General features: G+C 64.0%; 18 protein-coding genes. 6 read left to right on the top strand and 12 right to left on the bottom strand.

The genetic code is table 11. The features are described from left to right. Positions 1–55: 55 nt before the first annotated feature. From IFU00_04860 to IFU00_04840, 5 genes are all read right to left on the bottom strand, one after another. On the bottom strand, positions 56–331 hold the full coding sequence (locus IFU00_04860) for a hypothetical protein (protein MBD8541615.1): 276 nt from the start codon (positions 329–331) through the stop codon (positions 56–58). Positions 332–341: 10 nt separating this feature from the next. Beyond that, positions 342–701 (bottom strand): cell division protein FtsB, encoded by a 360-nt coding sequence (gene ftsB, locus IFU00_04855; protein ID MBD8541614.1) that lies wholly within the window; start codon positions 699–701, stop codon positions 342–344. A 74-nt stretch (positions 702–775) separates the two neighbouring features. Next, a complete protein-coding gene (eno, locus tag IFU00_04850) occupies positions 776–2,062 on the bottom strand; it encodes a phosphopyruvate hydratase (protein ID MBD8541613.1) in 1,287 nt (428 codons plus the stop codon). 98 nt (positions 2,063–2,160) lie between these two features. After that, positions 2,161–3,015 (bottom strand): 3-deoxy-8-phosphooctulonate synthase, encoded by an 855-nt coding sequence (gene kdsA, locus IFU00_04845; protein MBD8541612.1) that lies wholly within the window; start codon positions 3,013–3,015, stop codon positions 2,161–2,163. Beyond that, entirely contained in the window at positions 3,012–4,709 is a 1,698-nt protein-coding gene (locus tag IFU00_04840) for a CTP synthase (protein MBD8541611.1), read from the bottom strand. Before IFU00_04840 ends, kdsA begins: the two co-directional genes overlap by 4 nt. Positions 4,710–4,997: 288 nt before the next feature. Between IFU00_04840 and IFU00_04835 the strand changes: the two genes are divergently transcribed. Both IFU00_04835 and IFU00_04830 read left to right on the top strand, forming a co-directional pair. Next, the gene (locus IFU00_04835) at positions 4,998–6,761 is read left to right on the top strand and encodes an MCP four helix bundle domain-containing protein (protein ID MBD8541610.1); all 1,764 of its coding nucleotides are present in this window, start codon (positions 4,998–5,000) and stop codon (positions 6,759–6,761) included. A 443-nt stretch (positions 6,762–7,204) separates the two neighbouring features. Continuing rightward, entirely contained in the window at positions 7,205–8,455 is a 1,251-nt protein-coding gene (locus IFU00_04830) for an MFS transporter (protein MBD8541609.1), read from the top strand. A 5-nt stretch (positions 8,456–8,460) separates the two neighbouring features. On the opposite strand, the gene IFU00_04825 is transcribed toward IFU00_04830, so the two are convergent. The 3 genes from IFU00_04825 to IFU00_04815 all read right to left on the bottom strand — a co-directional run bounded on the left by IFU00_04825 (position 8,461) and on the right by IFU00_04815 (position 11,307). Then, the gene (locus IFU00_04825) at positions 8,461–9,144 is read right to left on the bottom strand and encodes a hypothetical protein (protein MBD8541608.1); all 684 of its coding nucleotides are present in this window, start codon (positions 9,142–9,144) and stop codon (positions 8,461–8,463) included. A gap of 91 nt (positions 9,145–9,235) precedes the next feature. After that, positions 9,236–9,991: a hypothetical protein gene (locus tag IFU00_04820; protein MBD8541607.1), complete on the bottom strand. Its 756-nt coding sequence runs from the start codon at positions 9,989–9,991 to the stop codon at positions 9,236–9,238. 62 nt (positions 9,992–10,053) lie between these two features. Then, complete coding sequence (locus tag IFU00_04815; protein MBD8541606.1) at positions 10,054–11,307, bottom strand: DUF2254 domain-containing protein; 1,254 nt, start codon at positions 11,305–11,307, stop codon at positions 10,054–10,056. Positions 11,308–11,518: 211 nt separating this feature from the next. On the opposite strand from IFU00_04815, the gene IFU00_04810 reads away from it, so the two are divergent. Then, positions 11,519–12,895 carry an MFS transporter gene (locus IFU00_04810; GenBank protein ID MBD8541605.1) on the top strand — a complete coding sequence of 459 codons (1,377 nt, stop codon included), beginning with the start codon at positions 11,519–11,521 and terminating at the stop codon, positions 12,893–12,895. 20 nt (positions 12,896–12,915) lie between these two features. Next, a complete protein-coding gene (locus IFU00_04805) occupies positions 12,916–15,261 on the top strand; it encodes an NdvB protein (protein ID MBD8541604.1) in 2,346 nt (781 codons plus the stop codon). Between the two features lie 19 nt (positions 15,262–15,280). On the opposite strand, the gene IFU00_04800 is transcribed toward IFU00_04805, so the two are convergent. Continuing rightward, entirely contained in the window at positions 15,281–17,062 is a 1,782-nt protein-coding gene (locus tag IFU00_04800) for a glycoside hydrolase family 16 protein (protein MBD8541603.1), read from the bottom strand. Between the two features lie 238 nt (positions 17,063–17,300). Then, on the bottom strand, positions 17,301–18,050 hold the full coding sequence (locus tag IFU00_04795) for a glucose 1-dehydrogenase (protein MBD8541602.1): 750 nt from the start codon (positions 18,048–18,050) through the stop codon (positions 17,301–17,303). Between the two features lie 205 nt (positions 18,051–18,255). On the opposite strand from IFU00_04795, the gene IFU00_04790 reads away from it, so the two are divergent. Next, a complete protein-coding gene (locus IFU00_04790) occupies positions 18,256–19,134 on the top strand; it encodes an AraC family transcriptional regulator (GenBank protein MBD8541601.1) in 879 nt (292 codons plus the stop codon). Here the strand turns inward: IFU00_04790 and IFU00_04785 are convergent. Then, positions 19,131–19,643, bottom strand: coding sequence for a gluconokinase (locus tag IFU00_04785; protein MBD8541600.1), 513 nt, complete (start codon positions 19,641–19,643; stop codon positions 19,131–19,133). The two genes, IFU00_04790 and IFU00_04785, sit on opposite strands and share 4 nt — an antisense overlap. Before the next feature lie 247 nt (positions 19,644–19,890). On the opposite strand from IFU00_04785, the gene cynS reads away from it, so the two are divergent. Further along, positions 19,891–20,340, top strand: coding sequence for a cyanase (gene cynS, locus IFU00_04780; GenBank protein MBD8541599.1), 450 nt, complete (start codon positions 19,891–19,893; stop codon positions 20,338–20,340). Between the two features lie 6 nt (positions 20,341–20,346). Here the strand turns inward: cynS and IFU00_04775 are convergent, their stop codons facing one another. Then, the gene (locus tag IFU00_04775) at positions 20,347–21,375 is read right to left on the bottom strand and encodes a LacI family DNA-binding transcriptional regulator (protein ID MBD8541598.1); all 1,029 of its coding nucleotides are present in this window, start codon (positions 21,373–21,375) and stop codon (positions 20,347–20,349) included. Positions 21,376–21,394 lie beyond the last annotated feature (19 nt).

Here is a 21,394-nt window from a genome sequence, read left to right as displayed (position 1 = left end):
GCTGGAACGACGTTTTTGCATATGTGGAGAAGAGACGAAGAGCGCGTCGTCAGCCTTATTTCCCGCCACTCATGTGCAGGTCGACGACCTTCATGATTTCGAGGGTCAGGTCCATATCGAACTCCCCTGCCGTCATCGCCGCCTGCAGCGCGTCGCGCGGCATGCCCACGCTGGCGGCCAGCTCGCCCAGGGCGGGCGCTTGCGCCACTGCCTGCAGGGCTGCCGTAATCACGGCGCCATCGCCATCTTCGAACGCTTCGGCCAGGCAGTCTGCGATCGCGTCGAGCGAATCGAGGCTGGCGGGGTCGATCGGGGTAGTTTCATCAAGCATGATAGTTGGCTCAGTGTGCGGCAGCGCCGGTTGGCTTGGCGCCCGGTTTCGGCGGTGGTGGTGGTGGCGGCACGGTCATCGATTCGACCGGGATTTCATTCTTGCGCAGCACCTGCACGAAAATCTCGTTCTGCTTGATCATGCCCAGGTCGTAGCGCGCACGCTCTTCGACGGCGCCGGTGCCTTCGGTCAGGTCATCGACTTCGGAATCGAGCTTGCTGTTGCGCGCGGCGAGCTGCTCGGTCTTGATGCGCGTGGTTTCGACCTGGTTCTGCATGTCGGCCACGGACAGCCAGCCGCCCTTGCCAAGCCAGAGGGGATACTGGATCAGCACGAGCAGAACAGCCAGGGCAATCGTGATCAGGCGCATGGTGAAAAACGAAGGAGATGAAAAAGCCGACGCGCGGGTGGGATGACCCCATCCCGCGCGTCGGCCCCAGGGGATTACTTCAGGTTGTAAAACGCGTCACGGCCCGGGTAGCTGGCGATGTCGCCCAGGTCTTCCTCGATGCGCAGCAACTGGTTGTACTTGGCCATGCGGTCCGAACGCGACAGCGAACCGGTCTTGATCTGCAGCGCATTCAGGCCCACCGCGATATCGGCAATGGTCGAATCTTCGGTTTCGCCCGAGCGGTGCGAGATCACAGCGGTGTATCCGGCGCGCTTGGCCATCTCGATGGCGGCAAACGTTTCAGTCAGCGTGCCAATCTGGTTGATCTTGATGAGGATCGAGTTGGCGATGCCCTTCTGGATGCCCTCTTTCAGGATCTTGGTGTTGGTGACGAACAGGTCGTCGCCCACCAGCTGGACCTTCTTGCCCAGTGCGGCGGTCAGGGTGGCCCAGCCTTCCCAGTCGCCTTCGTGCATTGCGTCTTCGATCGAGATGATCGGGTACTTGTCGCACCAGGTCGCGAGCATGTTGGTGAAGTCGGCTGCCGACAGGCTCAGGCCGCCTTCGCCTTCGAGCACGTAGCGGCCATCCTTGTAGAACTCGCTGGCGGCGCAATCCAGGCCCAGCGCGATGTCCTTGCCGGCGACGTAGCCAGCCTGCTCGATCGCTTCCATGATCAGCTTGATGGCTTCTTCATGGTTGGCCACCGACGGGGCGAAACCGCCTTCGTCGCCGACTGCCGTGTTCAGGCCGCGTGCGTGCAGGATTTTCTTGAGCGTGTGGAAGACCTCGGCGCCGTAGCGGATGGCTTCCTTGAACGATGGGGCGCCCACCGGGATGATCATGAATTCCTGGATGTCCAGGTTGTTGTCGGCGTGCGCGCCGCCGTTGATGACGTTCATCATCGGCACTGGCATCTGCATCGCGCCCGAACCGCCGAAGTAGCGGTACAGCGGCAGGCCTGCTTCTTCGGCGGCGGCCTTGGCCACGGCCATCGACACGGCCAGCATGGCATTGGCGCCCAGGCGGCTCTTGTTTTCGGTGCCGTCGAGATCGATCAGGGTGCGGTCCAGGAACGCTTGCTCGTTCGCGTCCAGGCCCATGATCGCTTCGGAAATCTCGGTGTTGATATTTTCGCAGGCTTGCAGCACGCCTTTGCCGAAGTAGCGCTTCGGATCGCCGTCACGCAGTTCGATCGCTTCGCGCGAGCCGGTCGATGCGCCCGACGGCACTGCCGCACGGCCCATCACGCCCGATTCGAGCAGGACGTCACATTCGACGGTAGGGTTACCGCGCGAATCCAGGATTTCGCGGCCGATGATATCAACGATAGCACTCATGTTTCTCAGTCTCCAGAAGGTAGGTAATCTTGGGGGGACCACCGTGCTCCGGGTCCCCCCAGGGATACCCGCAACACGGTGCATCCAAACCTGAACGGTTACTTGAAGTCGAATTCCAGGAATGGCGACTTCTTGACGACGCGGTCGATCTCGACCAGCGTCGTCAGGAGCTCCTTCATGCGCGCCAGCGGCACCGCATTCGGACCATCCGACATCGCATTGGCCGGATCCGGGTGCGTTTCCATGAACAGGCCGGCAATACCCGACGCCACGGCGGCGCGCGACAGCACAGGAATGTGCTCGCGCTGGCCGCCCGACGACGTGCCCTGCCCGCCCGGCAGCTGCACCGAGTGGGTCGCATCGAACACGACCGGGCAGTTCGATTCGCGCATGATGGCCAGGCCACGCATGTCCGAGACCAGGTTGTTGTAGCCGAACGAGACGCCGCGCTCGCAGGCCATGAAATTGTCTTCTTCGAGGCCGGCGTCGCGCGCAGCGGCGCGCGCCTTGTCGATGACGTTCTTCATGTCGCCCGGGGCCAGGAACTGGCCCTTCTTGATATTGACCGGCTTGCCCGAACGCGCGCAGGCGTTGATGAAATCGGTCTGGCGGCACAGGAACGCCGGCGTTTGCAGCACGTCGACGATGCTCGCGACATGCGGGATCATCTCGGCGTCATGCACGTCGGTCAAGACCGGCACACCGATTTCGCGGCGCACGTCGGCCAGGATCTCGAGGCCCTTGTCAATACCAGGGCCGCGGAACGATTTGCCCGACGAGCGATTGGCCTTGTCGAACGACGATTTGTAGATGAACGGGATACCCAGTGCCGCGGTGATTTCCTTGAGCGTACCCGCCGTGTCCATCGCCATCTGGCGCGATTCGATCACGCAGGTGCCGGCGATCAGGAAGATCGGGTGCTCGAGGCCGACGTCGAATCCGGCGAGTTTCATGCTGCGTCTCCTTGGAGTGCTGGTGCAGCCAGTTCAACGTTGGCGGCAGTGTTGGTGTTCGATGCCTGGTGCGCCAGGGCGGCCCTGATGAACGACGTGAACAGCGGGTGGCCATTACGCGGCGTCGACTTGAACTCGGGGTGGAACTGCACGCCCATATACCAAGGGTGCGAGTTCGCGCCGGTACGTGGCAACTCCATGATTTCGCACAGGTCTTCGTTCGGCGTACGCGCCGACACGGTCAGGCCGGCAGCCTCGACCTTTGGCAGGTAGTGGTTGTTGCCTTCGTAGCGGTGACGGTGACGCTCGGTGACGACGTTGCCGTAGATTTCAGCAGCCAGCGTGCCCGGGTTGACGGCGCAGGTCTGCGCGCCCAGGCGCATCGTGCCGCCCAGGTTCGAGTTGGTGTCGCGCTTTTCGACCTTGCCGTCGTGGTTTTGCCACTCGGTGATCAGGGCCACGACCGGCTGGTCGGTTTCAGGATCGAATTCGGTCGAGTTGGCGTTGGCCAGGCCCGCCATATTGCGTGCGTACTCGATCAGCGCAACCTGCATGCCCAGGCAGATGCCCAGGTACGGGATCTTGTTTTCGCGGGCGTAGCGGGCAGCAGCGATCTTGCCTTCGACGCCGCGCTTGCCGAAGCCGCCCGGCACCAGGATCGCATCGTACTTGGCCAGGTGGTCGCAGCCGCGGGTCTCGATTTCTTCGGAATCGAGATACTCGATGTTGACGCGGCTCTCGGTATGGATGCCGGCGTGGCGCAGCGCTTCGGTCAGCGACTTGTACGACTCGATCAGGTCGACGTACTTGCCGACCATGCCGATCGTGACTTCGTGCTTTGGATTCTCGAGCGTGTGAATCAGCTTGGTCCACATCGACAGGTCGGCTTTTGGTGCGTCCAGGCCAAGGGCTTCGAGGATGATGTCATCCAGGCCCTGGTCGCACAGCACTTGCGGCACCTTGTAGATGGTGTCGACGTCCCACACCGAGATGACGGCCTGCTCTTCGACGTTGGCGAACAGCGAAATCTTGGCACGCTCGTCGTCCGGGATCGGGCGGTCGGCGCGGCACAGCAGCGCGTTGGGCGAGATGCCGATTTCGCGCAGCTTCTGCACGCTATGCTGGGTCGGCTTGGTCTTGAGTTCGCCGGCCGAGGCGATGAACGGCACGAGCGTCAGGTGCACGAATGCGGCGCCCTTGCGGCCCGAACGCAGCGACAGCTGGCGCGCGGCTTCGAGAAACGGCAGCGACTCGATGTCGCCGACGGTGCCGCCGATTTCGACCAGCGCCACGTCGACGCCTTCGGCGCCGCGACGGATGTAATCCTGGATCTCGTTGGTGATGTGCGGGATCACCTGCACGGTCTTGCCGAGGTATTCGCCACGACGTTCCTTGCGGATCACCGATTCATAGATCTGGCCCGTGGTGAAATTATTCACCTTTTTCATGCGGGTGCTGATGAAACGCTCGTAGTGGCCAAGGTCGAGGTCAGTCTCGGCGCCGTCGTCGGTGACGAAGACTTCGCCGTGCTGGGTTGGACTCATGGTGCCCGGATCGACGTTGATGTACGGATCGAGCTTGAGCATGGTGACTTTGAGACCGCGGCTCTCGAGGATTGCGGCGAGGGAGGCGGCTGCAATCCCTTTGCCCAGGGAAGAGACGACGCCGCCAGTGACGAATACGAATTTGGTCATTGTGCTGATGGTGCCGAACGGCACACGCGGGAAATAGAAATTATACCTTATAGCGGCAAATATCGCCTCATATCAAGGCGTTAACTTCTCTGGCAGTACTGTCGCTGGCCGGTCACAAAACCACAAATTACCACTCATTCTGGGTGCATTTTCGTTTCACTTGGGCAATAATTGTCACAAGCAACTTTAAACTTTAAGTAAATTACAACGCCGGTCGAGACAGTCGGCGGGTCACTCATCCCCGGTCCCTGACCGCGCCGCATTCACCTACTTCACGCAGATCAAAACATGGGCAACTTCATCAAACTCAATATCGGAACGCGACTGGCAGCAGGGTTCTTAGTGACCCTCTTGATGACGGTCATCATCGCGACCGTTGGCGTCTGGCGACTGAACCAGGTTGCGCAGGAAACGCAGATCATCCTGGCCGAGCCACTCGCGAAAGAACGCATGATCGCCGAGTGGTACACGCAGATTTTCGCCGCCGTGCGCCGCACCGCCGCCATCGTCAAGAGCAGCGATGGCTCGCTGACCGCGTACTTCAAGGAAGACGCGGCGGCCACCGGCAAGCTGTCGGCCGATCTGGTCAAGAAGATCGAACCGTTGATTACGGGTGACGAGGAAACGGCCCTGTTCAAGTCGGTGATGGAACACCGCGCCGCCTACAGCAAGGCACGCGACGGCGCCGTCAAGGCCAAGGGCGAGGGCAATACCGAACTGGCTGAACAGATCCTGAACCAGCAATTCACGCCGGCCGCCAAGGCGTATGAAGAGCGCGTCCACGACCTGGTCAACCTGCAGCAAAAGCACATCAGCGACAGCGCCGCAATGATTGCCGGCACCGCCGCTCGGGGCAAGGTCGTCATCGGTTCGCTGGCAGCCGGCGCCCTGCTGCTGGGCGGCGTCTTCGCCTGGCTGCTGACCCGCTCGATCACCGGGCCGCTGCGCCGCGCCGTGCAAGCTGCCGAACAAGTCGCCGCCGGCGACCTGACCGTGCGCATCGACAGCAGCGCCAGCGATGAAACGGGCGCCCTGCTGCGCGCGCTGGGTAATATGAATGCCAGCCTGGCCAGGATCGTCGACGAAGTGCGCACCGGCACCCAGACCATCAGCGGCGCCTCGGGCGAAATCGCCGCCGGCAGTTTCGACCTGTCGAGCCGCACCGAACAGCAGGCCGCAGCGCTGGAAGAAACCGCTGCCTCGATGGAAGAACTGACGGGCACCGTGCGCCAGAACGCCGACAATGCGCGCCAGGCCAATCAGCTGGCGATTGCTGCCTCGAGCGTCGCGACGCAGGCCGGCGCCTCGGTCGACCAAGTGGTCGCCACGATGGGCTCGATCAACGAGTCGTCGCGCAAGATCGTCGACATCATCAGCGTCATCGACGGCATCGCGTTCCAGACCAATATCCTGGCCTTGAACGCTGCCGTGGAAGCAGCACGCGCCGGCGAGCAGGGCCGCGGCTTTGCCGTCGTCGCGTCCGAAGTGCGCACGCTGGCGCAGCGCTCGGCAGCCGCCGCCAAGGAAATCAAGGGCCTGATCGGCGACTCGGTCGAGAAGGTCGACACCGGCACCAAGCTGGTCGACCAGACCGGCGCGACGATGCGCGAAGTGGTGGACTCGATCCGCCGCGTGACCGACATCATGGGCGAGATCTCGTCGGCCAGCCAGGAGCAGATCACCGGCATCGACCAGGTGAATCAGGCCATGGGCCAGATGGACAACGCGACCCAGCAGAACGCCGCACTGGTCGAAGAAGCCACCGCCGCCACGGCATCGCTGCAGGATCAGGCCAAGCGCCTGGCGCAGGTGGTCGATGTGTTCAAGCTCGATGCCGCGCACACGACGCCCGTCGTCGCCAGCGCACCCGTCAAGCGTCCGCCACCGGCACGGCCGGCGCTGAGCAAGCCGGCGCCGCGTGCGACGGCCAAGCCTGCTGCTACGCCTGCAGAGGAGCCAGTGAGCAAGGCCGCAGAAAAGCCGGCAACCAAGCCAGCCAGCAAGCCGGTCGCCACATCCAAGATGAATGAAGCGGAGTGGGAAGAGTTCTGAGCTTCCAGCCACTGCCTGCAAAAACCGCCGTCCCCGCTCCGGGCACGGCGGTTTTTTACATCCTGAGCGTATCTTTCAACAACGTCGCACATCCGCACGAAATTCACTAACAAGTTAACACATTTGTGCAAATGTGATACTATTTGGAAAGATCAACTCCGGTCTCACGCAATGGCGCGGTCACGTGTCGTTGCTTGCCGTTCCCACGGCATGTCACGGGCATCCTTGCCCTGAGTTCCTCTCCGGAACTGCCCTATTACGCGCCCCCGCTGCGCGCACTTCGCCCCTTCCGGGTCGCCCATCGCGTTCACGAACGCCACGATTTTGCAGGTGCTAATTTGTCTCCAACAACAAACCGCATGCCAACGGCATCGCCACATCTTCCCTCTTCCCAACCGGGCATCCTTGACAGGCTGTGCGAAAAACTCGGGATTCCCCGCTCACTGCTGTGGGGCTTCGTCGGCCTGCTGGTCTTCATGATCGGCGATGGCGTCGAGCTCGGTTATCTGGCGCCTTACCTGGCCCAGAAAAACATGGTCGAAGCCGACATTGCGGTCCTGTTCACCGTGTATGGCGTGACAGTGGCGATCGGTTCCTGGTGTGCCGGTGCGCTGTCGAATATCTGGGGGCCGAAGAAAGTCATGCTGATCGGCGCCGGTATCTGGGTCGTGTTCCAGGTGGTGTTCCTGACATTCGGCGTCGGCCAGATGAGCTATCCGATGATGCTGGCCGGCTACGCCCTGCGCGGCTTCGGCTATCCGCTGTTCGCTTACGGCTTCCTGGTCTGGATTGTCGCCGCCACGCCGGCCAAGAAACTGGGCCTGGCGATGGGCTGGTTCTGGGTGGCGTATGCAGCCGGCCTGCCGACTCTCGGCGCGCTGGTGGCCAGTTTCTCGGTGCCATTGATCGGTGCGCTGGCCACGTTCTGGCTGTCGCTGATCCTGGTAATTGCCGGCGCCGCGCTGGCCCTGCTGTGCGTGAAGGATGCCGCCGGGACGAAGCGCCTGGCACCAGTTGGTGAAAAGCCGCTGACATCACTGATGGGCAGTGTCTCGATCATGTGGGAAGAGCCGAAGACCTCGCTCAGCGGCGTCGTGCGTACCATCAACACCGCGTCGATGTTCGGTTTCTTCATCGTGTTGCCGGGCTTCTTCATGGACGTCATCGGCTTCACGCTGGAGCAGTGGCTGCGCCTCGTGACGGTGATTTTTGTCGCCAATATCGCCGGCAACATCATCTCGAGCCGCCTGGCCACCCGCTTCGGTCTGCGCAACACCGTGATCTGGATGGGCGCCGTCGGCAGCGCCATCACGACGCCGCTGTTCTTCTACATGCCGCAGCTGTTCATCGGTAACTTCTACATCGCCGCGCTGTTCGGCGCGATGTACGGCATGACGCTGGGCGGCTTCGTGCCCCTGTCGGCACTGATGCCGCTGCTGGTGCCGAAAAACCGCGCTGCCGCACTGTCGGTGCTGAGCCTGGGCGCGGGTGCATCGACCTGGGTCGGGCCGGCCATTGTTGCCATCTTCAGCGCATCGCTGGGCGTGGCTGGCATCATCTGGATCTTTGCCGGCCTGTATGCGCTCAGTGCATTCCTGATGATTCCGCTGCGCGATCCGGAAGAACTGCGTGACGACAAGGTGGCCAAGCGTGCTTCGGCGCCGGTCGCGGCGGCGCCCGCAGCGGCGCACTGACGGGATCAGAAGCCCAGCTGCATATTGCCCTTGATGCCGTCCCGGATGACACGGCCAAGCTTCTTGGCCGTGTCGCCATGCCGCGAGAACTCGGCGTTGACCGATGTTGATTTGTCGAGCTTGAGTTTGGCACCAGCGCCCGTATACAGCCCCGTATCGGACCCGGAATCGATTTCCGGACCAGCGCCGTTGTGAACCCATGTATCGGGCCCGGCATTGATACTGCGCTTGATTTCGCTGTACGCGATCCCCGCCTTGGCATACGCAGACAGGCGCGCCTCCTCGGGCGTCGATAGCTTGACGGCCAGATGGTTGCTCGAGCCTTTCTCGCCGAGCCCCTGCGACGCTCCCTCGGCCCTGCCCTGCTCTTCCCGGTACAGGCCGCGGTCGGGCAGATTGACGTAACCGGCCTCCAGCGCGACATGCGGGGCGACCTTGACCCCGGCAATCAGCCGCGGATCGCGCCGGAAGCCCTTGAAGATGTGGTCATTGGGTTGTGCGGCAACGTTCGCGCTGTACACGCGCGACGCGCTCGTGCGCGTTCCGGCAAACGGGTCGGGTTCGTGCAGCTGATCGGCCTCGAGCACCGCCGGGCCGGCCGGCGTCTGTACCGGCAGCAGTTCCTGCGCCTGCGCCGCACACGCGGCGAGCACGCCAACAGCCAGCGCCATGATCCGGATTATCGTCATCTTATCGCTCCAATGGACAGACCCGAAGCTTACGCCCGAAACCGCCAGTCGCAACATGCGGATTGCATGACTTGGTAACAAGTTGTCGCGGCTACCTGCGTGGCAAGCCCATTTGCAGGCGGCGTTGCTCGAGGCGCTCGATGTTTTCGATCGGGTACGGCGCCCCCTGTTTCTTGTCGTCCGGACGGTATTGGGTGCCGTAGATTTGCTTCCTGCCTTCGTACACGCGGACACGGTCGATCGACGTCGCCAGGTTGTACGGCGCGATCTCGTGCCTGGTGGCGGCCTCCTGCATCAGCGCGAGCCACGGTTTCAAGCGCGCCAGCGGTGCGTGCTGGGCGATGAGCCAGGCAGCATTGGCAGCTTCCCAGCCCACCATCGACAATGTCGGCCAGCCATGGGTGGCGATGATCGCCGCCAGCCGCTGCTGTCGCGCCGCATCACCTACCCGCAGGCGTTCGAGGGCGTCCGGATCATTCGGGCGCGCATGTTCGCCGCGCAATGCCTGGTCGTCCCTGCCCAGTTCGAGCAGTTCGCGCGCGAGTTCTGGTTGCGGCACCTGCCTCGGGTACACCAGCAGCGGCAGCGGGACCGTCACGTTGACATCCTCGACGACAAGCGGCATGGCTTCCCACTCTTGTTCACCGACAAAGACCATGCAGCGCGTGCCCGCAGGCAGGTCGATGCGATAGCGCCTGCCTTCGACCTTGCCGAAGATGCGCGGGCGATCTGCGCAGCTGGCAAACGCCGCCAGCCGTGCAGGGAACACCTTGGTCGAACTGTGCAGCTCACCGGCAAACGGCAGCATGCCGCCCGGTTCTGCTGCGCACAGGCCGGTTGCCGGCATCAGCATCGCCGGCGCAAGACACCAGGGCAGGAGAACGCTGCGCAGCCTGCTGGCACAAGCCCTCATGCCGGCCCCCAGTAATCGGCATGCCGGCGGCGCAGTTGCGCCAGGTCCGGCGCAAAATCCAGTGCAGCTGCCGAGCGTGCCAGGGCTTCGTCGGCCTGGCACTGCGCCATGGCGCGCAGGTGCGGATCGCCGCAACGGCCCAGCTCGCCGCACACCCACTGCAGATGCAGCGCGATTTCCAGCACCCCGGCGCCATCGCGGGCCAGTGGGGGGAAGACATCGTTGAACATGTCGTCCAGCGACAGCGGCGGCACTTCGACGCGGTCATGGTCCGGCTCGGCGCTGAAACCGGGATGGGTCCACGCATCGAAGATCCGGAAGACCGCATTGAGCACGACAATGGCAGTGCCGGGATCGTTGATGCCCGGGGACAGCGCGCGGCTGCCGATCTCGGTCAGCACGACCAGCCCGAAGCCCGGGTCTTCGTCGAACTGGCGCAGTGGGCCAATGGTAAATGCCTTGGCGATCAGGTCCGGTTCAATCGTGCCGGCGTCCTCGCCGTCGGGCAGCACGTACCCGATCGGGCGCGAGCAGACGATCAGCGCGCCGGGCGCAACGGCCAGCGTGATGCGCAGCTTGCGCTCGGCAGCGATGCGCTGCAGGGCATCCATGTCCACCCGCTGCAGGTAGCCGCTCGCCTGGCTGTGAAAGGCCAGGCCGGCCGGTGGCCCGAAGGCCACCATGCCGCCCATGCAGGGCAACCGGATGCGGCGCGCCATCGCTTCGGCAGCCGCACGTTCGACGCGGGTAATCACGGCGCCCAGGCGCCCCAGGCGCGCGATGCTGTCGACCCAGCGCACGAACACGAGCACGACGATCACCAGCGTCAGCAGGGTCAGCACGAACAGGGTGAGCCGGCCTGGCTTGCCAAAGTAATCGTTGGTCGTCGCGCTCAGGCCGATGATGGCAAAGATGAAGGCGCCGACAAAGATCGACAGCGCGTTCTGCGAGACGTCATCGGCAATCACGAGCGGAAACGCGCGCTCGGTGGCCGACTGCCCGGTCGACGCATACGCGGCCACCATCGAGGCAACGGCGAACGTCGCGACGCCCAGCATGCTGGCGGCAATGACCTTGAGCAGGTCGACGATCGAGCCTTGCGCGATTTCCGGCACCTTCCAGTCAATCGGGATGCTGTCGACCAAGTGCGCCAGCGCCACGCCGGCAACAGACAGGACGCAGGCGATCATGGGCTTGACCCACAGGCGCTCGCGCAGACGGTTCATCAGGAATTGCATTCGGGCCGGCAGGATCATGGTGGTCAATCGACTCCTCTAGTCAAAGCGTGTGATGGCAAGCTGCCCCGGCAGTGTAGAGCAATGATCAAAACAACCATATTTCAGTATGGCGCGCCGACACGCTGCGGTGTGTTGACACGCCATCCCGGCAGCGCCATACTTGCCCGATGTTAGCGTTACCACTCAATGCTGGCATCACCATAAAAATATCTGGAGACAATCAATGTTCAAGCGCGGGCCTGAGACACCTGTGGCGACGGGCGGCAACCTCGGCTGGCGAGAAAAGATCAGCTATGGCGTGGCCGACATGGGCTTCAATTTTTATTGGGCCAATATCGCCACCTTCCTGCTGATCTTCTACACCGACACGTTCGGCATCTCGGCGGCGCAGGCAGCCACCCTGCTCGCGTCGATCAAGCTGATCAACGCCTTCACCGACCCCGTGATCGGCGCCTTTGCCGACCGCACCAATACCCGCTTCGGCAAGTTCCGCCCCTACCTGATCTGGATGTCGATCCCCCTTGGCGCGGCTGCCGTGCTCACCTACACGACGCCCGACCTGGACGCCAACGGCAAGCTGCTGTGGGCCTACGGCAGCTATCTCGCGATGATGGTCTGCTACACCTGCGTGAACATCCCCTACAACGCGCTCTCGGGCGTGATCTCGAACGATCCGCAGGAGCGCTCGACGATCAACGGCCTGCGCTTCATCTTCGCCTTCGCCGGCAGCACGCTGGTGACGGCCGCCACGCCGGCGATGGTGGCGTGGCTCGGCGCTGGTGACGACGTGCGCGGCTGGCAATTGACGATGCTTGCGTGGAGCGTGGCCGCATCAGTCATGTTCCTCATCACCTTCCTCAATACGCGCGAACGCGTGCTGCCCCCGCCCGGCCAGAAGAGCGACGTCTGGCGCGATATCCGCGACCTGGCGTCCAACCGGCCCTGGGTCGTGCTGTTCGTGCTGGCCCTGGTCATCATGGTGACGATCACGCTGCGCACCACGACCTCGGCCTACTACTTCAAGTACGTCGTCGGCCGCCCCGAGCTGATGGCGACCTTCGTGCCGACCTATATGGTGTTTGCCGCCGTCGGCGCGGCCTGCACGCCGCTGCTCACGCGCTTCATCGACAAGAAGCGCCTGATGATCCTGTTGATGAGCTGCACCGCCGTGTTGTCGTCGCTGTTCTTCCTGATCCCGGCCGATCGGATCGACCTGATGTTCGTGCTGCAGGCGGGCCTGGGCCTGGTGCTGGGGCCCAAGTCACCGCTGGCGTTCTCGATGTATGCCGACACCGCCGACTACAACGAATGGCGCACCGGCCGGCGCGCCACGGCGATGACCTTCGCCGCCGCGACCTTCTCGCAAAAGCTCGGCACCGCGGTGGCGGTCAGCGTCATCGGCGCGGTCTTCACCTGGCTCGGCTACGTGCCCAACGCGGCGCAGAGCATCGGCTCGCAGGCCGGCATCGTCTGGCTGATGTCGTTCGTGCCGGCCGCCTTTGCGCTGGTGGCCGTGCTGGTCATGTGCTTGTATAACCTCGACGCCAAGGCCCTGGCGCGCATGGGCGCCGAACTGGCCGCGCGCAAGGCGGCGCCATGAATCCAACGGAGATTGCCCCGATGCTGTACCCGCAAGACGACCGCTATGTGCTTACCAGCCCGACCGCCATGCCGCAGGCGGGCGGCTTCCTGTGGAACCGCAGGATGATGATCCAGACGACCTGCCGCGGCTACGCCACTGCGCAGTTCATGCAGCCCGAACCCGGCAAATACTCGCACGGCCCGAACATGGAAGCAAAATCGTTCATGCAGCCGGAGCAGAATTACTATGCCCACCATCCGGGCCGCTTCGTCTACGTGAAGGACGAAGACACGGGCGAGCTGTTCTCGGCGCCGTACGAACCGGTGCGCGGGGGGCTCGACCGCTATGCGTTCTCGGTCGGGCGCACCGACCTGCAATGGACGATTGAAAAGCTGGGCATCCGCATCGACCTGACGCTCGCGCTGCCGGTCGACGACGTGGCCGAACTGTGGACGGTGGCCGTCACCAATTTGTCGGCGCGCCCGCGCCGCATCAGCATCTACCCGTACTTCACGGTCGGCTACATGTCGTGGATGAACCAGTCGGCAGAGTACCGGCACGACCTGGGCGGCATCGTCGCAACCTGCATCACGCCGTACCAGAAGCTGGACGACTTCTTCAAGAATCGCCTGCTGAAAGACCGCACGGTGCTGCTGTGCGAGCAAGCGCCGGACGCCTGGGAAACCGGGCAAAAGGTCTTCGAAGGCGAAGGCGGCCTGCATGCGCCATCGACGCTGGCGCCCGCGCTGCTGCCCTGCGGCGACGCGCGCTACGAAACGCCCGCCGCCGTCGTCCAGTACCGCCTGGCCCTGGCGCCCGGCGAGGCCGCCACGCGCCGCCTGCTGTTCGGCCCTGCGTTCGACGATGCCGAGATTGCCCTGCTGCGCCAGCGCTACCTGAGCGAAGAAGGCTTTGCCGCTGCCGCCCGCGACTACGCTGCCTACATCGCCGAGGGCGACGGCGTGCTGCAGATCGCCACGCCCGACCCCGAGCTGGACAACTTCGTCAACACGTGGCTGGCGCGCCAGGTGTATTACCACGGCGACGTCAATCGCCTCAGCACCGACCCGCAGACCCGCAACTACCTGCAGGACAATATGGGCATGGTGTTCGTCAAGCCGGCCGCTGCCCGCGCTACCTTCCTGCACGCACTCAGCCAGCAGGAGGCCAACGGCGCCATGCCGGACGGGATCCTGCTGTTCGAAGGCGCCGAACTCAAATACATCAACCAGATCCCGCACACCGACCACTGCGTCTGGCTGCCCGTGTGTCTGCAAGCCTACCTCGATGAAACGGGTGACAGCGCGATCCTCGACGTGCCGGTCACTGCGCATGGCGGCGACGTCAAATCCGCGTTCGAGCGCATCTGCCTGGCGATGGACTGGCTCTTGCTGCGCCGCGATGCACGGGGCCTCTCCTACATCGAACAGGGCGACTGGTGCGATCCGATGAACATGGTCGGCTACAAGGGCCGCGGCGTCTCGGGCTGGCTGACCGTGGCGGCTGCGTACGCGCTGAACCTCTGGGCCGATGTCTGCGCCGCGCGCGGCGACGACGCGATGCACGCGCGCTACCGCGACGGCGCGGCCGCCATGAACACCTCGGCCAACGCGCACCTGTGGGATGGCAGCTGGTTCGCACGCGGCATCACCGACGACGACGTCAAGTTCGGCGTGGCCGCCGATACCGAGGGCCGGATCTACCTGAACCCGCAAAGCTGGGCGTTCCTGTCGGGCGCCGCAAACGACGCGCAGCGCGCGCAGATGCTGCCCGAGATCGACGCGCAACTGAAGACACCCTACGGCGTGCAGATGTTCGCCCCGCCCTACAGCGCCATGCGCGAAGACATTGGGCGCGTCACGCAAAAGCATCCCGGCTCGGCCGAGAACGGCGCGGTCTACAATCACGCCGCCGTGTTCTACATTTTCAGCCTGTACACGATCGGCGAAGCAGACCGCGCTTTCGACGCGCTGCGCAAGATGATTCCCGGTCCGGACCTGGCCGACTACCTGCAGCGCGGCCAGCTGCCGGTATTCATCCCGAACTACTACCGCGGCGCGTACCACGAGTACCCGCGCACGGCCGGGCGCTCGAGCCAGTTGTTCAACACGGGCACCGTGGCCTGGGTGTATCGCTGCCTGATCGAAGGCCTGTGTGGGTTGAAGGGTGATGCGAATGGCTTGACGGTCAATCCGCAACTGCCATCCGGCTGGCCCGGCATGACGGTCACGCGGCGCTTTCGCGGCGCGACGTTCGAGGTGGACATCCGGCGCGGTGCAGTCGAGCGCACGGTGGTGGTCTGCGACGGTATTGAACTGGCTGCGGCCCGCATCGACAACATCGACGCGGGCCGCACGTATCGCTTGCAGGTGACGGTCCGCTAGGCGGCCCGACCGGCAAGGTTTATTTCATGGTGAACGTCTGTGGCGCCGTATCGACTGCAAAGTTACGCGCGGTGTCCCAGTACGTGAAGGTATAACGCACGACATCGCCCGCCTTGAGTCCACCGGCCGTGAAGGTATTCACGCCGCTGCGCAGCAACATGCGCACGTTCTCCTGCGCGCCGCCATTGACGGTGTAATGCACATCGGCCCACCCTTTGGTCATGGTGCGAAATTCCAGCGTCGTGGGCCCCGTCTGACTTACCGACGTGGTTGCGACTTGCGTCAGCATCCTGGTGGCCACATTGCCGCCCGCCTTCCACACGATATCGTCGATCGCGAACTGGAAGCCAGATGCCGGCAGGCTGCCGTCGATACTCGAGATCATGAAGACATCGAAGAGCGACTGCGCCGCCACCAGGGGGCCAAGCAGCGTCGAGACGGGGATCGAGGCTTGCGCCCATTGCCCGTTGCGCACCAGGCCATACGCGGTCGTATTGGCCGGGAAGTTGATCCAGTTCTGGTTGGTATAGGTGTCGCCCACGCCAATCCGGAAGCCCACGTTCGCCGGAATCTTGATGCGGAAGTTGACGACGCCATTGGCCCGGTACGCACTCAGGTTGCGCGCCTGACGCGCCTGGATGCCGCCGCCAAACCACTGGCCCGGCGAGGTGTAGTTCCAGGCGATGACGTTGCTGCCTTCATATGGCGCAGTGTTGCCGGCGCCGGTGGACGCGGTATTCCACAGGTAGATGTCGGCGTTCGTGCCAGGCACCAGCTTGGCGTCGACCGCCGTGTTGTCGGTGAACACGCCGAACTTGCCGGCGACTTCGGGCGCGGTCTGGTCGCCCAGCTTGACCTGCCCCTTGCCATCGAGTTGGTACACGCGCACATAGTCGACATACATCGTGCCCGGCAGCGGCGCCGTGACCTGGCTGGCATTGGCCGCATCGGTGAAGTTGCCGCCCACGGCCATGTTCAGCAACAGGTAGAACGGCGCCTGCAGCGCGCTCGAATTGACCGCCAGCGGCGCGTTGTACAGATTGTGCTCGACGCCGTTGTCGACGACCGAGAAGCGCATTTCGCTCTCGGTCCAGTAGAAGCGGTAGGTGACGAAGCGGTTGGCCAGCGACGTGACCGACACGTGCCAGTTATCGGTCTGCCACGCGGTCGATGCGGCGCAGCTCTCGTTGCCGGGCACGCAGGCGGCCTGCTGCCAGGTGATCACGTTCGCGCCGACGAAATGGTTGGACGACGGCGCCCCGCCCTCGGCCCGCACCGCGGCCTTGTGCCCCATCTCCATGATATCGATCTCGCCGTTGCGCGGCCAGGTCTGGGGACTCACGCCCAGCATCCAGGCGGCCGGCCACAGGCCGGTGCCCAGGTTCGGCGTGGCCATGCGCACCTCGATCATCCCGTACTGCACCTGCACCTTGTTGCGGGTATCGAGTCGCGCCGACGTAAACAGATTGCTGCCCACGGTCTGGCTGCGCGCCTGGATCGCCAGCGCACGCGTGCCCGATTCGAACGGCACGTTGGCAATGCTGGCGTTGTTCGGGCTGTAGGTCTGCAGTTCGGCGTTGCCGTAGCCGCACAGACCAATCTGGCAACCGTTCCCGTCCTGCAGGTTCCAGACGCCGGTATTCACGCTGGCGCCGTTGAATTCTTCGGACCACAGCAGCTGGCCGATGACGGGATTGGTGACGCTGGCGGTGGCTTGCGCGCTCCACGCCAGCGCGAGGCCGGCGGCAAGCAGCTGGAACGGCTTCCATCTGGAGCGGTGTTGCTGATGTAGATGACTCACGTTGACTCCTCTTTTCTCATGACAAGAAAATGTGGCCGTGCCGGATTGCCGTGCCACACGCCGCCAACTTTGCGTTGGTCTCGAATGGTTTTGGTGGGGAATATTTGACTGGAAACCTTTCCAATTTGCTTTAAAAAATATAGTCCGATTTTAGGGGTGCGTCAAACACATCTGCATGCCGCGCACCGGTTTATCCGATGCGCATATATCGCTTTACCTTGCGCTGGCGAGGCAGTGCCTAGTAGCCCACACCGCGCACGCCGCCAGCGGCGCGCAGCGATTCGCCGGTAACCCAGTGCGCGTCGCCCGATGCCAGGAACACGGCCACCGGCGCGATGTCTTCCGGCTCGCCGAAGCGGCCGAGCGGCGTCCCGGCAATCAGCATCTTGCCGAAATCACCGTCGAAGTTGCCGGCAGTGGCGGGCGTGTTCGTGTGGCCCGGCAGGATCGCATTGACGCGGATGCCGCGCGGTCCCAGTTCACGCGCCAGTGCGAACGTCAGCGTATCGACGGCGCCCTTGGTGGCGGCGTACACGCTCGACGCCAGGTACGGGTCGGTGCTCAGGATCGAGCTGATGTTGATGATGCTGCCGCCATCCTTGAACACCTTGAGTGCTTCGCGAATCGCCAGGAAGTAGCCAAGCACGTTGACATTGAACTGCTTGTGGAACGCGTCTTCCGTCATCTCGGCCACCATCTCGAAGACGGCCACGCCGGCATTGTTGACGAGGATGTCGAGCGTGCCGTAATCGGCCTTCACGCGCTCGAACAGGCCCGCCACGTCGGCTGCCTTGCTCATGTCGGCCTGCAGCGCGACTGCCTTGCCGCCGGCGGCCTCGATCGAGGCGACCACCGCATCGGCGCCCGCCTTGCTGCTGGCGTAGTTCACGATGACGGTGGCGCCCTCGGCGCCGAATGCTCGGGCAATGCCGGCGCCGATGCCGCTCGATGCGCCGGTGACGACGGCGATTTTATTGGTCAGTTTCATGGTGTGTCCTTGGTCGATGTGTCCCGAAGCCCAATGGCTCCGGCGACCAGGACGATGCTACGCAGGCGCGGCGTGCGCCACATGCCGGTTCTTCGCGCATGCTTGCCTATTCTTCTCAAAGCCCGTTGCGCTGGCGTGGCCGGTGCTATATTCGGGCATGGATGAAGCGATCACCGATGCGACAGGCGAAGCAGGCAATGTATCGATGGATGCGCTGCGCGCCATTGCGATGACGGCGGGCGACGCCTGGACCGCGACCGGTCTGCCGCGGGTGGCCATGGTGCGCGCCGAAGCATGTTCGAACCAGGTCTATGGCCCGATGCTGCATCTGGTGCTGCAAGGGTCAAAGAGCCTGTCCATCGGCGGCCAGGTCGTGCACATCGAGGCGCCCGGCTACTTCGTGGTGCCAGTGGCGTTGCCGGCGCTTGGCCAGGTCACCGCGCAATCGGGCACGGCGCCGTATCTCGCCGTGAGTCTGGCGCTGGACCCGGCCATCATTGCCGCCATGCTGGCCGACCTGCCCGCTCCCGGCAAGGTCGCGCATGGTGCCGACGTCGGCGTTGCGCAGGCAGGCCCTGACCTGATCGATGCCTGGCTGCGCATGATGCAGCTGGTCGTGCGGCCTGACGACGTGGCGATGATGGCGCCGCTGATCGAGCGCGAGATCCTGTTTCGCGTGCTCCAGGGGCCGCATGGCGATGTGCTGCGCCAGATCGCGCACGCCGACAGTCGCCTGTCACAGGTGCGCCGCGCGATCGACTGGATTCGCGACCACATGGCGCAGCCGCTGCGCGTTGGCCCCCTGGCGGCGCTGGCCGGGATGAGCGTCGCGGCCTTCTATCGCCACTTCAGGGCAGTCACCGCGATGACGCCGATCCAGTACCAGAAAAGCCTGCGTCTGTTGAAGGCGCGCCGGCTGCTGCTGTTCGAGCCGTTCGATGCGGCGTCGGTGGCATTCACGGTTGGCTACGAAAGCGCATCGCAGTTCAGCCGCGAGTATGCACGCATGTTCGGCCTGCCGCCGATGCGCGACGTGGCCCGCTTCAGGACGCCGGCACAGAGTGCGCCGGCAGGCAGCGCCTAGGCGCGGGCAAGAATCTGCGCCACCAGCTGCGCCGGCGTATCGCGGATATCGAGCGTGATGCCCGCTTCGTCCGGCTGCAGCGGTTCGAGCGTTGCCAGCTGACTATCAAGCAGCGATGGCGGCATGTAGTGGCCGGGGCGATTGCTGACACGCTCGGCCAGCAGGCTGCGCTCGCCGGCCAGGTGCACGAAGCGCACATCGCCGCCGGCACCCCGCAGCAGGTCGCGGTAGCTGCGCTTGAGCGACGAACATGACAGCACCGCCCCGCCCTCGCGCCTGGCCAGCAGGTCGCGCAGCGTCACGAGCCAGTCGTGGCGGTCGTCGTCGGTCAGCGGCGTACCAGCCGACATCCGTGCGATGTTCACGTCGGAGTGATAGGCATCGCCCTCGATGAATTCCACGCCGAGCTGGTTGCCCAGGCGCGCGCCGATCTGGCTCTTGCCGCAGCCGCTCACGCCCATGATGACCCAGGCCGTTCCCTTGTTATCGCTCGTTGGTTCTGTCGTCATTGCCTTATGTTACCGCTAACAAACATACCGCGATTGTGCGCGTCCCGCCTGGAAATGTAAACCCACAGGCCATGCACCCATTTCGGGCGGCTGCGCCCGCGCAGTGCGCATTTCGCTGACATGCTGCTGGCTTCCTGCTGGCGTGGCAGGCCCGGTGTGTCTGCTTCGTCGTGACTTCATGCATGGCACGCCCCTTGCTGAGGTAAGGCGTGAGCACCTACCTTCCCCACTTTCTGGAGCAGCCAACATGATTTCATGCCGTGAAGATGTCACCAAACTGATCGTATCCGCGAAAGTCCGCAAGGGCATCAAGTGGCGCGACGTGACCGAGGCCACGGGCCTGTCGAAGGAATGGACCACCGCCGCCTGCCTGGGCCAGATGACGCTGACCAAGCCGCAGGCCGAAGCGGTCGGCAAGCTGTTCGAGCTGTCCGATGAAGCGATCGCCTGGCTACAGATCGTGCCGTACAAAGGCTCGCTGCCGACGGCCGTGCCGACCGATCCGCTAATCTATCGCTGGTATGAGATGGTGAATGTGTACGGCACGACAATCAAGGAACTGATCCACGAAGAATTCGGCGACGGCATCATGAGCGCCATCGATTTTTCGATGGACATCCAGCGTACCGAAGACCCGAAAGGGGACCGCGTGAACGTGGTCTTGTCGGGCAAATTCCTGCCCTACAAAACCTACTGATGCCCCTTATGCGCTCTCGCGGTCGCGCAGCGTGAAGCCAAGGTCGATGCGCCGCTCGGCCGGTTCTTCGCCCCTGATCACCTGCAGCAGCAGGCCGGCGGCTTCGAAGCCGATCTGGTAGCGCGGCGTGTCGACCGTCGTCAGTGACGGCATCATCCAGGCCGATGCGGGCAAGTCATTAAAGCCGCATACCGCGATGTCCTGCGGGATGCGGATGCCTTGCCGCTGGCAGTGGAACACGGCGCCGTGGGCCAGGTCGTCGTTGCAGCAAAAGACGGCGTCGCAGTCGGGCCGCAGCGCCAGCATCTGCGCCATCAGGCCGGCGCCCAGCGCGATCGTCGAGCGTTCGGGCACCATCAGCTCGAGGCCGGGATCGGCCAGGCCCGCCGCCGCCATCGCCGCGCGGTAGCCATCAGCGCGGCGCAGCGTGCGCTCGTCGAGTTGGGCGCCGATGAAGCCGATGCGTGTGTACCCCTTGCCGATCAGGTGGCGTGTCATGGCCATGCCGGCCTCGTACTGCGAAAAGCCGACCGACAGCACGGCCGGATCATCGGACAAATCCATCATGGCCACCGCCGGCACCTGCGATGCCGCCAGCATCTTGGCCACGGCGGGGCTGCGCACCTGGCTCGAGAACAGAATGCCGTCAGGGTTCGACTGCAGATAGGTGCGCAGCAGTTTTTCTTCTTCGAGCTGCGAATAATAGGTATTGCCGATCAGGAGCTGGTACTGGCCAGGCGCGACGGCGTCGTGGATGCCCTCAAGGACGGCAGTGAACACGGCGTTCGACAGCGACGGCACCAGCACCACGATCACGTGCGACTGCGACGAGGCCAGCGCCCGCGCGGCGCGATTGGGCACGTAACCCAGTTCAGCCACGGCATGCTCGACCTTGCTGCGCGTGGCGTCGGACACCAGCTTCGGCTGGCTCAGTGCGCGCGAAGCGGTCATGATCGACACGCCAGCCATGCCCGCGACCTGCTCGAGCGTCGCGCGCCCCGTCCCCCTGCCCCGGCTTCGGCTTGTCTTGTCCATGCTGTTCCCGTGATATTTA

Origin of the sequence: Oxalobacteraceae sp. CFBP 8761 (genome assembly GCA_014841595.1) — a bacterium.
Classification (GTDB): domain Bacteria; phylum Pseudomonadota; class Gammaproteobacteria; order Burkholderiales; family Burkholderiaceae_D; genus Telluria.
Note: the sequence above shows the minus strand (reverse complement) of the source record. Positions and strands in the feature narration are given on the sequence as shown.